The organism is Acidocella sp. (assembly GCF_035535915.1).
Classification (GTDB): domain Bacteria; phylum Pseudomonadota; class Alphaproteobacteria; order Acetobacterales; family Acetobacteraceae; genus Acidocella.
In genome coordinates, this window is sequence record NZ_DATLPB010000063.1 from 74,975 (window position 1) to 89,687 (window position 14,713).

10 protein-coding genes are annotated in these 14,713 nt (G+C 57.6%); 4 read left to right on the plus strand and 6 right to left on the minus strand.

Features of this window, described 5'->3' with window-relative positions; all coding sequences use genetic code 11:
- The first annotated feature begins 18 nt into the window (after positions 1 to 18).
- Both VNC39_RS07385 and VNC39_RS07390 read left to right on the plus strand, forming a co-directional pair.
- On the plus strand, positions 19 to 1,035 hold the full coding sequence (locus VNC39_RS07385) for a glycosyltransferase family 2 protein (RefSeq protein WP_325397689.1): 1,017 nt from the start codon (positions 19 to 21) through the stop codon (positions 1,033 to 1,035).
- A 378-nt stretch (positions 1,036 to 1,413) separates the two neighbouring features.
- Positions 1,414 to 3,066 carry a glutaminase gene (locus tag VNC39_RS07390; RefSeq protein ID WP_325397691.1) on the plus strand — a complete coding sequence of 551 codons (1,653 nt, stop codon included), beginning with the start codon at positions 1,414 to 1,416 and terminating at the stop codon, positions 3,064 to 3,066.
- Positions 3,067 to 3,419: 353 nt separating this feature from the next.
- On the opposite strand, the gene VNC39_RS07395 is transcribed toward VNC39_RS07390, so the two are convergent.
- The 5 genes from VNC39_RS07395 to VNC39_RS07415 all read right to left on the minus strand — a co-directional run bounded on the left by VNC39_RS07395 (position 3,420) and on the right by VNC39_RS07415 (position 9,503).
- Complete coding sequence (locus VNC39_RS07395; RefSeq protein ID WP_325397693.1) at positions 3,420 to 5,174, minus strand: type IV secretory system conjugative DNA transfer family protein; 1,755 nt, start codon at positions 5,172 to 5,174, stop codon at positions 3,420 to 3,422.
- A gap of 426 nt (positions 5,175 to 5,600) precedes the next feature.
- Positions 5,601 to 7,973: a VirB4 family type IV secretion/conjugal transfer ATPase gene (locus VNC39_RS07400; protein WP_325397695.1), complete on the minus strand. Its 2,373-nt coding sequence runs from the start codon at positions 7,971 to 7,973 to the stop codon at positions 5,601 to 5,603.
- The gene (locus VNC39_RS07405) at positions 7,973 to 8,299 is read right to left on the minus strand and encodes a type IV secretion system protein VirB3 (protein ID WP_325397697.1); all 327 of its coding nucleotides are present in this window, start codon (positions 8,297 to 8,299) and stop codon (positions 7,973 to 7,975) included. The genes VNC39_RS07400 and VNC39_RS07405 overlap by 1 nt, the downstream gene beginning before the upstream one ends.
- 11 nt (positions 8,300 to 8,310) lie before the next feature.
- On the minus strand, positions 8,311 to 8,685 hold the full coding sequence (gene virB2 / locus VNC39_RS07410; RefSeq protein ID WP_325397699.1) for a pilin major subunit VirB2: 375 nt from the start codon (positions 8,683 to 8,685) through the stop codon (positions 8,311 to 8,313).
- A gap of 38 nt (positions 8,686 to 8,723) precedes the next feature.
- On the minus strand, positions 8,724 to 9,503 hold the full coding sequence (locus tag VNC39_RS07415) for a lytic transglycosylase domain-containing protein (RefSeq protein WP_325397701.1): 780 nt from the start codon (positions 9,501 to 9,503) through the stop codon (positions 8,724 to 8,726).
- Between the two features lie 487 nt (positions 9,504 to 9,990).
- Here VNC39_RS07415 and VNC39_RS07420 point away from each other — a divergent pair, with 487 nt between their 5' ends.
- Positions 9,991 to 11,070: a hypothetical protein gene (locus VNC39_RS07420; RefSeq protein WP_325397703.1), complete on the plus strand. Its 1,080-nt coding sequence runs from the start codon at positions 9,991 to 9,993 to the stop codon at positions 11,068 to 11,070.
- 216 nt (positions 11,071 to 11,286) lie between these two features.
- Here VNC39_RS07420 and VNC39_RS07425 read toward each other — a convergent pair whose 3' ends face one another.
- Positions 11,287 to 13,353 carry a hypothetical protein gene (locus VNC39_RS07425; protein WP_325397705.1) on the minus strand — a complete coding sequence of 689 codons (2,067 nt, stop codon included), beginning with the start codon at positions 13,351 to 13,353 and terminating at the stop codon, positions 11,287 to 11,289.
- A gap of 672 nt (positions 13,354 to 14,025) precedes the next feature.
- Here VNC39_RS07425 and VNC39_RS07430 point away from each other — a divergent pair.
- Positions 14,026 to 14,694 (plus strand): hypothetical protein, encoded by a 669-nt coding sequence (locus VNC39_RS07430; protein ID WP_325397707.1) that lies wholly within the window; start codon positions 14,026 to 14,028, stop codon positions 14,692 to 14,694.
- Positions 14,695 to 14,713 lie beyond the last annotated feature (19 nt).

Below are 14,713 nucleotides of genomic sequence, written 5' to 3' on the forward strand. Positions count from 1 at the left end.
GGCAAGGGAGCATGCTGCATGTCAGAGACCAAGCCGTTCGACGAATTGGCCCAACGCGCGGTGCGCGGGAGCGCTGAGCGGTCGAGGCCGTCCGAGGTGGCAAGCCCGCGCCTGTCCATTCTGATTATTTCGTTCAACCATGAAAATTTCATCAGGCGGGCGCTTGAGGGATTGCTGATGCAGGATTTCCGCACCGGCCTGGTTGAGGCGGTGGTGGCCGATGACAATTCCATCGACCGGACGCTCGCGATCATTCACGAGATGCTGGACGATGTGCCGTGGCTGACAACGCGGTATCTGGATGCGGCAACGAATCTTGGCATCACGCGAAACTATCAGCGCGGCTTTGCGGCTTGCCGGGGCGACTATGTGGCTGTGCTGGAAGGCGATGATTACTGGACCTATCCGGGCAAGCTGCGGCGCCAGGCCACCTTCCTGGATGCTCATCGGGAATGTCCCGCCTGCGCCACGAACTGCCTGATATACAAAGCTGAAAAAAGCAGCTTCGACCTACGCTTGCCGCAAACGACGGGCTATCAACTGGTCGATGCGCGCCAGCAGGTGATTGCAAACATCCCAGGAAATTTCTCAACCTATATGTACAGGCGGACGGCGTTGCAGAGTCTGCCGGACGAGATGTTCGAGCTTGTCGCCTATGACTGGCTGGTCAATATCTGCATCGCGCGTTCAGGGCCCATCGGGGTGCTGCACCGGCCGATGTCCGTCTATAACATTCACCCGAACGGCGTGTGGGGAGGGCTTTCGGAACTCGAAAAGATACGCAAGCAACTTGCCGTTATCGAAGGCTACGACGATGTCACCGGGCACGTTTTCCATGCCGAATTCGCGCTCATAGCCAATGGTCTCCGCGCGTATCTTCGATCGAAATCCTGGCGTCGCTGGTCCAGCATGGCGCATGTTTCCGCTGTGATTCTGGCGTTCGTTCCACCGATCGTCTTCAAGCTGGTTCCGCTGTTCGTGCCTCCGGCGTTGCCGATACTGTATCGGAAGATAAGGAAAGTGGCCGCTTTTTAAAAAAAGCGGCGCAAAAACTTTTGTTTGCGCCGGGCCATGGGCGTTGTCGCCGACACAGCCCATGGCCCAGAGTAAATAAAGTTTTTTTGCTACTTTTTGTTCACAAAAAGTAGCGCTTACTTTCTTCCCTTCTAATGCCCCGTGCTGCCGATTTTGTGAGGAATGAAAGCTTCAACAGCCGCCCTTTGATCCTCTCATGTAGTCGACAGCCGCGTTTGCTACATTTGTAGCCGTTTTTGGCTGGACCGCTGGTTTCGGTGGATCTACCCATAATCGTTACGGATCTACTGATTTCTGCGCAGCGGATGCAACGGCGGGCAATCAGAATTTCCGTTTGTACAAAATTTACGTCATTGCCGTATTACAGGAGAAAAGCCAATGGCAGAAGGCGAGCAAAGAGCTGTGTCCCCGGCTATGCAAGACCCTGCCGAGCAGATGGGTCGTTCAACCCAGGCGTCCGCCGGAGCATCGATATTTGGGCGTGTACGCGACGCCGTGAATTGGGCATTCAGCGGCACCACGACCGATCAGCCCGAGCGGCGGACATATGCATTGGACGAGGCGCTGCTCAACGAGATCGTCCGATCGAAGATGTCGCCCATGGGCAAGGGCAGGCCGGTCGAAGGTATTCCCCATACCAATCCCGACCCGACGAAACGCTCCATCACCGTGATGAATGCGGCGACCGGACAGATCGTCAGCGTCGGCGACATGGAGCACCGATTCTCGCAGCAGAGCATGTCGAAACCGACCGCGATGGCCCTCGCGATCGAACTGATGGGAAGTGAGAAAGCCTATCGCCAGTATGTCGGCGTCGAAGCTTCCGGCCGGCCCTATAACGATCCCGCCTTGCTGCCCGACGGTCGCGCCTTCAATTCCAGCGTCAATGCCGGAGCTTTGTCGACCTGGGTGCTGATCATGGCGCATACGCCAGAGGGCAAGGACCCACTCGACCTCTATATGGACAAGATGAAGGCGTTGACCGGCAACCCGCATCTCGAGATAAACAAGGAAATGGCGCGCGGAGAACATAAATACCGCCCGCAGGATGGCGGCAAAAGCGGCAACCAAAAGCTGCTGGATGTGCTGGACAATGCCGGGCTGATGCAAGTTCTGGAGAAAAGGTTCGGTGAGCTGACATCTGAACAGGGGCAGCAGCGCAAGCAAGACCTCATGGACAAGGCATTCGAGAACTATTGCATGGCCTGCGCGGTGATGGTCAATACACGCGACATGGCCGCCGTCGCGAGCGTCTATCGCAATGGTGGCATGCGGGTCGATGCGAGCGGCGAAGTCATCCAGGTACTGCCAAAAGAGATTGCCGAATACGTCCATGGTTCGAATGCGGTGAGCGGAAGCTACAATGAATCCGGTACCCAATTTGCCAAGAACAGATTCAGCGGCAAGACCGGCGTGGACGGCGGGATCTTCGGCAGTCTGCTCGGCCATCCTGATCTGGTCGTCGCCACCCACCATTCCGACCTGAACGCGGCGGGGAATTCCGGCGAAGGGCAAAAATGGATAGGCACACTGGATAAGCTGGATGTCGCCTTTCCAGAGAACGCTGGTTCAGCGGTGATGCCCGGCGCGTACCATGAGCTCCACACCATGCAAAAGGGAGAGCTGGGTGAGTCACCGAGGGAGATGGATGATCGCCTGCGGAGCGAAACGCGGAGAAATGTTCTAGATGCCATTGAGGCGGATCTCCGTTCGCAGGGACAAGAAGGAGGTTTCTACTTAAAGAACCCCGACCTTTCGAATGGAAAGGACCCTCTGAAGGGAGGAGAGACGGTCGCCGTCCAAGAAAACGTGGGCGGAAGACCGCAGAGATACACAATAGCGCAGAGCAATCACAATCGAACGCAAGTCAAGGTGACCGATGAACAGGGGCGGCCGAACCCCCTGGGGCTTTCGGCCGTCCCACGCGACGCCGGCTACTGGGAAGAGTTGAATAACAACATCAACACGCTGCAAGTAGACGACCCACAGATTGCAGATCGGCCGCAAACGGTAAGGGGTCCTCGCCCATAGCACGACTTCAATATTTCAGTATGCTATAGCAGCCGCAACGGGCGGACGATCGCTGCGTGTCGGATGACACCCAACCGCGAAGCTGCCCGGACGGCCATGCATCTTGGCCCGCGATCGCTTGCAGGAGATCCTGGCGGCGCGGCGTCAGGGGCACGCCACGCCAGATCGAGCGTTGCAAAGATACTGCACGTCTCTTTGGCTCTTTCCTGGAAAAGCTTCCGCCAATCGTTCCCGTACCCTTGGATTGTCAGTCCGTGGCGCACACCGGGCACGGGATCGTATGGCCAAAATCGTCCGGCCAGGACGAAGATGCGGTCTTACGGTTGTCGAGGATATACTGAATGTCCGCAGGTTTACGGAAGCGCAGGCAGCGTGGCTCGGCTGAAACGGTTGGCCTCGACACGCGCCACCATCTCCGGCCGCCGGAAATAGATCGCTCGGCCGCAGCGCAGAGGTTTGGCGCCCCGCACGATAATGAAGGCTTCGTCCGTTCGGCAATCGTTCATCAGTTCGTCGCGGCGGATCAGTGGCCGGCTGATCTCCTGACTGGAGGTGCTGGTGCCTCGTGACATGCTTCCTAATTCAAAGGCCTTACCGGACGTGCCTTTGTTGCTACCGCCTGAGATCGCTTCAACGGCATAGTTTCCAAATGTTTCTTCGAGTTCCTTGGCCGTATCCAAATCCTGCACAGCGGCATACGTCCGATGAGACACGCCGTCATACCACGCCCGTTTTCCGTCTTTGCCCCACTGTTTTTCGAGTTGGCCGACCGACTGGTAGAGGAGCTGGAGCGTGATGCCGTATTTGCGCCCGGCATCTCGGGCCGTTTCGATGATCTTCATCGGGCCCAGACGGGCAACCTCGTCGAGCAGGTACAGGATACGGCCGCTGATGCGCCCGTCCGCTTCGTAAGCCGCATTCAGCAGCGCGCCGACCACGGTCCGGCCGATAGCGGGCGTGCTCTGAAGCGCCGCCAGAGGGATTTGCAGGAATACCGACGTCTTGCCGTCGAGCAGATCGAGCGACTTAAACGTGTTGCCCGATACGAGTGACGCGAAAGCCGGATTGGCAAGCCATGCCGTGGTGTCGTCGGCGTTCGCATAAATTCCTGAAAAGGTCTCGTCGACCAGGCCTTTGAGTGTGCCGGCATAGTCGCGGGCGAGAGGGCTGAGGCTGCGTTCATGAATAGATTGAAGGATTTTTCGAAGTTCCGGCTCTGGTGTGGAAAGGCCGATTCTGAGTTGAGCGAGGGTCTTATCTTCCTTGGGAAGGGCCGGGTCCCAAAGCATATGCGCCAAGAGGCAGGAGACGAGTGCCTTGCCGCGAGACGCAAAGAACGCGCCGTTGGCATCCTGACCCGGGGCGGCATCACCGCAGACCCAATCGACGATGGAGAGTACGTTTGTTGCTGCGAGCGGAGATCCTATGTCGATCCAGTCAAGAACGTTGAAGCCGATACCTTCATGCAAGCCAAGTTGATAAATTCTATGGCCCATGTTTTGGAGTGCGTTCGCTAGCATCGGACCGAGTTCGCATGAAGGATCAAGCACGACGGCGGAACCACTCCAGGTGAGAAGCGTCGATATGGCAGAGGTGCTCTTGAAGGAGCCGGCGCCGGCGAAAATCAGACTATGGGTGGGACCTGACCGGCAGGGGTCGATCAACAGTGGAGCTTTTCCTCCTTTTCCCCAGGTCGCTTTGACCCCGGGGTCGAAGGGCAACTCGGCGACAGCGTCTTCATCCACGCGATACGCCTCACCGACGACGATGCCGCCATAGCCGGGCGCCGGTCCGGGAAAAAATGCTTGCGCCTTCTGTATCGAGAGCCAATCGGCATGACCGTGATTGTCACTTTTGCCCCGGACAGGAGCGGGAACGGCCCGTTGCTGTGAGCGCCAGGGCAGTGCGGATCGCGCCTTGGGGCGCCCCACCAACAGGGCAGCGACGAACACCGCCATAATCGCCGTCGCCGCTGCCGCCCCGATGCCAAGCCATAGGGCAACGATGCGATTCGGCGGAGAAAACAAGAGGTAAAGCCACCATTGGTACAAAGGGTAGGAAAACGACCGAATAAGGCCGCTACCGGTGAGGAAGACGAGCGAGGCCACGATGGTCCAACCTGCGCTTCCGAGAACGAGGACGCCGAAAGATCTAATGCAAAGCAATAGAATTCGCTTGGATAGCATGGTCGGGCCCGTGAAATTGTTGAGGCATGGATGATGCAAGGAACGAAGCGTTGGGCGGTTTGTCATGGCACATGCCGCTACGCCATTGGCACGGCGGTGACATCGGTCCAGGTGTCGCATGCCTGGTTGCGGGGAAATGCGGGTGACGAATTTCCGGCTGAACTTCATCCTTCAATGCCGGATCGTCCCGCATGTGACCGAGATGCCCGGCACGGTCTGGATCTTTTCAACCGTACGCAGGATCAAGGGGGACCGACATCTGAGCACAGCGCCTCTGGCCACGCGCAAGACACTCAACTTGACGGGGCAATGCCACCGGGTCGAACCGCCGCATGGTGATTGTCCTTTTCAATCCCGCGCTTCTTGGTATCGTTGCATAAAGGCTTGCAGCCAATCCGCCGGGTCTTCACCAAGCTCACGGCGCAGGCGTTCGGCGAACCGCACAGTATTGGCGCGGCCAGACAGGACGGCGACGTAATCGCGCATCCGGCCAAGGTCAAATTCGCAGATAACGCTGCCGGAGTCCCGCTTGAGCAGAAAACGACGTGTTCCGACGGTCATGTCTTCCCGCACGGCGCGGAACTCGCCCTCAGTGCATTTCAGCCCATCGATATAGGTGGCTCGGTCTGCAGTCGGTGACGGGTACATGATCTTCGTCATGCATTGCGCGACGAGGCTGGCTCCGAGCTTTGATTCCAGAACGTGCTCCGGCTGTTGGGTGGCTAGAATTAACATTCCATTGTTTTTGCGAACTGTGAGCAGGAATTTGTCCACCACCGCGGCGAACTGAGGATTGAGAAGATAAGCACGGAACTCGTCACAACTCATGACGAACCGCCGGCCATCCACGACCTCACCGACACGATGCAATAGATAGGCGGCGGCCGGCGCACAGACTTCTTCGTAATCGAGCAGATGCGTCATATCGAATCCGGTGATGGCGGTGTCGAGCTGCACCTCGTCCGTATCTCCGTCGAACGCCCAACCGAGCGCATTGCCGCGGCACCAGCGTTCCAATCGCGCGCCGGCGCTCTCCGGCGACCTGTGCAGCAGAAATTCACGCAGGCCCGCAAGCGAACGCATCTCCGGGCTGTATGAAAGCTGCCGCGCGATACCGCGCTCGAGCCGCCGGCCTTCGTCGGGCGAGATACTGCCACGCCCGTCCGCCTCGATGAGCGCTGTCACCCATGCGCGCAGGAAGTCGCGAGCCATCGGGGTGTTCTCAAGGCCACGTAGGGGGGCGAGGCCGCTCGGTTCCCCACGCCGCAGAACCAGATAGGTGCCGCCGGTGGCCCGCACCAGCAGCTCGCCGCCGCGGTCCTTGTCAAAGAACACCACGGCGCCGCCGCGCTCTACCATGTCCTGTTCCAGCATCGCCAACATAAACATCATCAATGTCGTCTTGCCCCGGCCGATCGGTCCGAAGATCGCGGTCATCCCGACATCTTCGACATGCGGGACATAATTGAACGGTGTTCCGCCATTGGTGCGGAAACGTGCGAGTGCGCCGCCCCAATGCCCTTCCATTGCCCCTATGGGGAAATTCTCGAACGAGGAGAAGCCGGCGAAATTGCGGGAACTGATGGCTCCCGGTCGTGTTCGCCATTCGAGATTGCCGGGAAGCTGCGACCAATAGGCCGCCTCCATGCCGATATCTTCCTGCACCACGACCGCCCCGGCATCGGTCAGGCGTGCTCTCGCCCGCGCCCCGCGATCAGCCAGCTGTTTGATATGATCACCGTAGACCGCGAGCGCCAGATGGTGCGATCCCATGACGAACTCATTGCTTGCGAGCGCATCCTGAGCCTCGGCCAGGCCTACGATCTGCGTCAGGGCTTTGTCGCCCGAACTCATCATCTGGTTCGACTTCAGGCTGAGCTTACCTTGTGCCTGCGCCCGTGTCAGGAAGGCAAAGCTCTGAGTGAGGACGAGCGGGAACTCGGCGCTGAGAAGCGTATTCAGCATGCCCGGCCGCGTCTGCGCCGGATATTCGCGAAAAGAGAAGAGTGAACCGAAATAGCCGCCACCGGGCGCGCGCACTTCGAATCCTCGGCGGCCGCAGATCACACGGTCGGTGTATATCGACGCGCCGAGCGAGCCGCTGACGAGTGGCACAGGCAGGGCGCGGCAGGTAAGGATGAGGCGCAGCGCCTCGCCGATTTCCGAAAAGACGAGCCCATCCTGCTCCCGCACCCCCAGGCGCTTGACCCTGTAGGATTCGAGTGCGGTCTCGACTACATGCCAGCGATCTTCAAGCGTATGGAGCAGTTTGCCAATTCCGTCCTCTGGAGAAGGTTTTGCGAAACGCGCCAGCTTGCCACCGATCTTCCCGAGCACATTGCGCGGAAGTACGATGAGCGATAAGAAGTAATCGTTGCGATATAGCTGTCCTTCCTGAACAGTCTGCTGGAATCTCCGGTCGAGGTCGGCCGCAAATTCGCTTCGGAAGGGACGCCGCGGCAGAGGAGGCACATCCGTGTGACGGACGAGATGCGTGTAGATTGCAATATTGTCGTCAGCGAGGTTGCGGAAAAGCGTGTTGAAGGCCCGCGCGCGCGCATTACGCGTCGCTGGCTCCTCAAGCTCGAAGGCAATGCCGTCGATCCGCGCCATCACCATAACCGAGCCGTCCCTCAGCAGCACGACGCGATCCCCAACGTGCCCAACATAAGGGAGATATATCTCTCCGCTGCGTTCCCCGATCGCCTGCGCGCCACGCATCAGACGGCACCTCGTCCACGAGAGGCGACTCTCAGCGGATTTGGGCTCACTGTGGCGCCGCCCCAGAGAGGGCTATCGATCGCCCGCCCGGAGGTACGCAGCCAGAGCAGGGCCACGCTGATTGCATTGTAATCTTTCTGGACCAGAATCTGGGCTCCCATCCAGAGGGGAACCATCACGAGTTCATAGAGCGGGTCCTTCATAATGACGACAACGAGTCCCGCGCCCATGACGAAGATGGCGGCAAGCGCCACCGGTACGCCGAAGAAGAGCGCGGGGCGTGTCGCCGCCAGATACAAAGGACTTTCCTCCAGCCGCTCCTGCATTGCGCGCCTCCTCAACCGCCGCCGGTGATTGTTTCTCCGAGAAAGCTCGCACCGAACATGATGACGACGCCACCGATGACCCCGGCAATAAGGCCTAACGAAGCCCGCCCAAACATCCAGGCGACGCCGATCGCGACAATGCCGAGGACGGCGACGGATTGACCGAACGGGCCGAGAATAAACGTGCATATGTTATTGACCATGGTGGCCGGATCTGTGCCAACCGTCTGTGCCTGGGCGCAGTCGGGGAATGCCATTGCGAAATTTGCAATGAGCGTGGTTGCAGCAAGGAACTTCCGACTTTGACCTGCCGTCAATAAAGCAAGAAGCCTGGAACTACCCGCCCGGGCCCAATCATGCCCTCTCACCGAATCTTTGAACATCATTTTTACTCCTGCTGGCTTGCAAAACTCATGCGGAAATATTAGCCGCCGTCGGAGAAGACCATGGCTCCTGAGGGCCTGGGATCCACCGTACTGGTACCGTCTTTCTGTTGTGCGCGATCGGCCTTCGGAGATAGGCCTGCCCACACATCCCAATCATCGGACTGTGCTTGTGCCGGAAGCCGTGCGGGGGAATGTTCTGCCGGGCCGCCGACGCCTGTTTCGATCGCGGGCACGATCTCACGTGCAGCGACTTCTACTCGATGGACATAGCCGTTGCGAAAACCGTCCGAGTCGTTTCCGGTGTTGTAGGCTGACAGCGCCGCCCGGAGCGCCTTTTGCTGTTCTGCCACGTCATCACCGCCCTCGTAATCAAGGCTCAGTATGGTTGCGGCCGCATCCATGGAGCGGCAAGGATTGAAGGCATCCTCAACTCGCATGCGGAATGCTCTCAGATTCGCATTGTTGATCTGCATGATACCGAGATCGATCGAGTGATTTAGGCTTGTTAGATCCTGTGCGATTTCAAGCGCTTCGCTTTGCGAAGGGGGATTGTAAGACCGTCCGGTAGTATTGTCATGTATGGGAAAGAGACCAAGGTTGCTTTCGACCTTCGCGACGGCAAGCAATGTCTGTGGCGCGACCGAATTCTCACATCGGGCTGCCATGCCGGCGAAAGCGGATGCCGAGAGTTGCGATATCGTTGCGGCGCATGAGGGTAGGGGCCACGTTGTTATCCCGCCCACGATCGCGAAAATTGCGGCGTGGGCGCAAAAATGGATATCACGCCTGCGTCGTTGTTGTGCCAGTATCGATCTCATAAACGAATTCCATCAAAGTAGAATGCGATGATCTTTCCCTCGATCAGCCAACACCGTGTCATTGTCCACCATGTCCCACGTCCACGCATTCCATGTAAAGTGACGTTAAGTTACAGGTGTAGCGGAGCGGGTGACCATTGATTACCGTTGTAGCGCATGTGTGGGATATTTCGGAATTTTTGCCAGAGCCCTCTGGAGGGCCTCCTCTGTGCGAAAATAACGTCCAACTTTGCCGTTGATGCCGCTCCTAAGTTCGACCGTCAGGATGGTAAACGACGGGTTTCTGCATTCGCGCGGACGGATAGTGGTGTAACGGCCTGCTTCAAAATTTGGCAGCCCAAGATGTGCCGCAAAGGCAGCCCGGCACAGATCAACCCGACGCAGCGGCGCCGTAAGGCACCTCAAAACCGCAATCTTTCCGAGCTTCGCCTTGTCATGGAAAACGCTTCTCCTAAATTGTGGGGCCGACAATTGAGGAGTGAACGCATTGCGTGAACGCTTGGAGTCAGAGCACCGGTCTGGTCCGGAGGCGCCGGAGTCAGAGATTTTTAACGCGAGGCGGTGGGGACCTCTGCCAGGGGATGCCCATCAGGTGCGCCGGGAAAATTACTGGGTAGCACGACAAAGCCTGGAAGAAAGAACCCGGAAAAACATGGCGGAAGCTGCTGAAGAGGAGCGTCAGCGGGCGGAGAGGGCCCACGCGTTCAACCAGGCCTGGGAATTGCATCATGAGCGGTACGTAATCCGTCTCGAGGCGGAACAGGATTACCATACCAGCATTTCCCAGGTGTTCAGAAACTTGGATGCAGGAAATCCGGAGGACCGCAAGATAATCCTTGAAACCGCGAAAAATGTTTACCACAGCGATAAGGCGATTTATTACACGCTGCAGGCAGCGTTTAATAAAACGCGCGAGGTATATAGCCAAGAATACCACCGGAAGAGTGTTTTTAAACGAGTGCTTTCCGGTGGCCTGTCGCCGACTGAAAGAGCGATGAAAGCGGCTCTTCGAGAGACGAAGGACACAAGAAATGCCTACGTCATGGGCGAAGTGCTTCTGAGGCACAATAAAGTTCAAGAGAAATACTCGGCGAAGAGCCAATCGGCGGAAGGGCTTATAATTTGGGACTTGCTGAAGGACAAGATCGTCAAAAATCAATTGACTGATACCGCTTATAGATATGACCAAAAAACCAAAAACTTTGTTCCTAAAAACGAGGAGGCGGCATACCAGGCTCGGACATACAAGTATCAACCAGTGGGAAGACCTCAGGAACAATGGGCCAGAGAGGCTAGATATTGGAGACGTGAACACGTAAGCGTTAATCGTGAGGCTAACACCGAGTACGCATTGGCACGGGGACGACGCATGAACGGCTCTGGTGAGCCTCTCGCTGAACACGAAGAGTTTCTCCCTTCGTATTCACCCACGCCGAGCCAGCGCCCTAGGGGAACATCGTCCGAATATTGGCGTGAAGGCGTGAGCGATGCTGGCGCCCCTGCCGCCGGTCCCGCTCAGGACCACCGCGCAATCGGCGTTGCAGGTCCACGACGAGTGGCACGCTGATGAGCGTTGCCATCAACAAAGATCTGACCTTCGAGTGTCCGTCGTTGATTGGTTTGAGAATATTGACTGCCTGATGTAGCGGCGATTTTGGCTCATCTATCGGGTTGAAAGCCTAAGGGGCAATTGGGTGTGGCGCGGGCGTCTTGCCTGGAAAGTTCGGTGTTCGATGTTTTCCCACTGGTGCGGGATGGCGTGCGCCCGGCCTTCGAATATTGTTCAGCCAGTCGCTAGCACCTTGCGCGACGACTTCGCACTTCTCTTCGTTTGCAGAGAATCCGTGGAGTCTCTGGAGGGAAGAGCGGCTGAAGGGTTGCTGTTGCGGGCCTCTCCCCAATAGGATGAGCCGCCTTTTTCTGCCGATTTCACCTCTTGCAGTGACTCGCGCGACTCTTTGGGGGCGAGAACGGCTGAAGGGGCGCCATCAGCGACTTCGCGCCAAAAAGAGCGCGATCCTCCTTCCGGCCCGGCGGCCGACGGAGCGGCCGCGCTCGATGACGGGGATTGAACCGGAACGGTATGTTCGGGCATCGATGGCGGCCCTGCGGGCACGGAAGATGGCACCCCTTCAGGATGTAGGGCTGCATTGTTTCCGCGGACCGCCGTTTCTGACGGTAATGACGATGTTGAGGGCATTTCAGCTGCAACGGGCGCGTGCGATATGGAGCTCGCTAATGGTATCGAGGTAGGAGGCTCACCCAGATGGTTTGTTGAGTCCGCATCGACCGAAACCGGGGTGGCCGATGCCACCGCGCCGGTGTTTCTCGTCGTGCTGCGTTGCAAAGACTCCACGGCTCGGTTGGCCAACGCGCTCGCGCCCATCTGGATGCCTTTTCCAACCATATCGGCAAGGAACAAATTGCCGAGTGCAAGTGCTGCGGTGGTGGCGCCAAACTTCGTGTTGTTCTCGAGATAGTCGGGCAGATAACGAGCCAGCGCGGTGGGGATGAGGGCCACCGCTGTCCCGGAGGCGAGACTGCCGAACCGGTTGGACATTCCCTGGACAGAGACGTTTGGATTTCGCAGATCGGCAGCCAATTTCACGGTTTGCCAAACGCTGTAAGGCACATAATTGGTCAGTGCGAGCTTCGAAGAGGAGGCAAGGTAATTATTTACTACGGCGATGCCGACTGACCCGGCCAATAATGCGGCCTTGGCTACGTAGGCACTTCCGCTCTGCTCCGCTGCCGTTCCGGTCGGCGGTCGCAAATTCGCGGCGGTCGTTCCTTCAAGATGTTTCCACAATCCATCAAGCTTGTCTGACGCATTTTGCAGCTCCGTGATGTGGCTGTCGAGCTGATCGTTGTTTTTCTTCGGTTTGGCGATAATGCGGATGTCTTCAATACTTTTCCGTACGTCTAAAAGCTTTTCGGCCACATCCCGCGCACGGGCCTCAGGAATGCCGGGGATCGATCGGCGATCCTGGAATGCGTTTAAGGCGGCTTTGGCGTAACTTACGCCAAAAAGAGTTCCGGCATCTACCAAACCCGCCACCGTGTTATAGGGGACACTCGTCTGCAGCGATGCGAGTGTTGTAACAGCTCTGCTGTGCGGTTCGGAAATCTTGCCTGCCACGGCCGGGGGCAATGCGAAGGCGGCCGGGACGACGAATGAAAGAAGCCGGTCCTCAAAGAGTTTGGAAAAAAGCTCCGTGTCGCTGGTTGGATTCATCATCTGCCCAAGCAACTTGGTTGTCGACCGAGCATAGTTGGAAGTAATTCGCATCAAATAGAGTCTGTCATTCTCCACGGCAGCGGAGGCAAATGACAACCCGTACGGGACAACGGTCGCTGCCGCTGTACTCAGCACACGCCGCCACGGGCTGACGTTCTCTTTAAGCCGTTGGAGCTGCCGCTCGGTTGCTTTAATCGACTTTGAGTATCTTTCGCGGATCTCCTGCGGGATGTCATTGTGATCTAAACTGCCGCGGAGCGCGGAGAGGCGGCTCGAAGCGACGTTGAGCGCACCATTTTCGCGCAGAGCCGCAAGTGTCTCGGGCGTATCAAACTGCTTGAGATCCCGGAAAAACGCCACGTTTTCGTCCAAAAGCGAGAGGAGCGTCGTGGCCGGCTGTCGTCCTTGCTGTATGAAGTTATCGTAATCCTCTCGATAGCCGGCCATTGCCGCCTCGTATCCGGGAAATTCCTCAGGCTCATCCCGCGGGGTGGCAGTCCCATCCCGCGGAGCGGCGGCGTGTTGAGGCATGGCGAGGACGTCCTGCCTCTCGACGTCTTGGATCTGCTGATTCGGAATGTCTTCGATCTTCTGTGATTGGCTTTCCGACATATGTTATTCTTTCATGTTAGACGATGGGTCTGCCGGCTGTACGATCCGGCCGACCGGTCGGCCGGATGACATGTTCATGTGTCCACTGCAACCGCTCCTCCAAGGACACCCCGCTGCAGACGGGCTTTGCCGGTATGGAAATACTCCGTGCTGGACAACAACAAACGTAAACCGGCGAAGTTATTACCCTAGTGTCGATTCCGAACTGCAGGATGAATTTCCTATGACATAACGGATGTTGACGAGTGGCTTCAATGCCGATCCAGGGCGGAAGAATTTTCGTATTTTCATGGATGATTGTGATCCTGCCTTGCCAGGTCAGACAAAATTTATCGGGCGGCGTGCGCCTCGCCATGGCGACAAAATGGGACATCGATGAGGCTGTGCGCTCTAACGCACACATAGACACGCGCGCTACAATGGTAATCAACAATTTGTCGTTCCGCTACAGCTGTAACTTAAGGCCGGTTTACACAGGATGCATGGGCGTGGGATGCGTGATGCCGTCGCGAAGGTCGAAAGTAACCTCAGTCTCTTTCCTAAGTATGATAGCATTTCCGGACGATCTCATAATTTAGCTCCGCAAAGTGGCGTACGCGAAAACCAGACAGATTGGTGGCGACTATTTGTACAAGACCTCCAAGAAGCAAGCGATTGAAAAGGACATTTGCTATGCGATGGTTTTATCCAATGGTCCTGCTCGGACTCGCAACCAGTTCAGTTTTCTGTGGAAAAGCTGATGCGCAGTTGGTGGTGACAGATCCGACGGCGGATCCGGCCGAGGTGGCCGATGCGGCGTCGGATGCGATAACGGCAGCCAAGGAAACGGAAGAGCTCGAGGTTATAACGTCAAAGGAGGCAGACGCTCTCTCTATGCCCGATCCGGATCCGGTTGCAACGACTGCGAGCCTGCAGTCCCAACTCGTCACGCCAACGCCGACGGCCGGCAATGCGGAGGAGCTCTATTCAGCCAATACGGCCGAAGCAACCGAAAATGCCACCACGGGCGATAGCGGCGAGCAGAACAAACTCGCGGTCGCCACAAACCTCGACGGCGCGGCACTTAACGCCCTGGACGACTTTGCGGCGCAAGCGACGGAGCAGGACACCACCGACGTGACGGCTATCGACGCGGCGCCCAACGAAGAGGCCTTGCTTGGTGTGGTAGCGGATGAGGCCCAGCAGGACGGCGAGACCGCGCGCGAGGACGGAGAGCTGGACGCAATGGTGGTTTTGGCGGAGTCTCAGAACCAGATAAACGAAGCGCAAGAAGCGGAGAACGAAACAGAGGGCCATAAGGAGACGTCCGCTCTCCTTGCCGCGGCAATTCCTACACAATAAACGAAGCGTTTCGGATGAT

What these genes read in the sequence shown, in the direction of transcription:
- VNC39_RS07385 (WP_325397689.1), top strand. Translation starts at nt 19, where the DNA reads ATGTCAGAGACCAAGCCGTTCGACGAATTGGCCCAACGCGCGGTGCGC.
- VNC39_RS07390 (WP_325397691.1), top strand. Translation starts at nt 1,414, where the DNA reads ATGGCAGAAGGCGAGCAAAGAGCTGTGTCCCCGGCTATGCAAGACCCT.
- VNC39_RS07400 (WP_325397695.1), bottom strand. Translation starts at nt 7,973, where the DNA reads ATGCGTGGCGCGCAGGCGATCGGGGAACGCAGCGGAGAGATATATCTC.
- VNC39_RS07405 (WP_325397697.1), bottom strand. Translation starts at nt 8,299, where the DNA reads ATGCAGGAGCGGCTGGAGGAAAGTCCTTTGTATCTGGCGGCGACACGC.
- virB2 (WP_325397699.1), bottom strand. Translation starts at nt 8,685, where the DNA reads ATGATGTTCAAAGATTCGGTGAGAGGGCATGATTGGGCCCGGGCGGGT.
- VNC39_RS07415 (WP_325397701.1), bottom strand. Translation starts at nt 9,503, where the DNA reads ATGAGATCGATACTGGCACAACAACGACGCAGGCGTGATATCCATTTT.
- VNC39_RS07425 (WP_325397705.1), bottom strand. Translation starts at nt 13,353, where the DNA reads ATGTCGGAAAGCCAATCACAGAAGATCGAAGACATTCCGAATCAGCAG.
- VNC39_RS07430 (WP_325397707.1), top strand. Translation starts at nt 14,026, where the DNA reads ATGCGATGGTTTTATCCAATGGTCCTGCTCGGACTCGCAACCAGTTCA.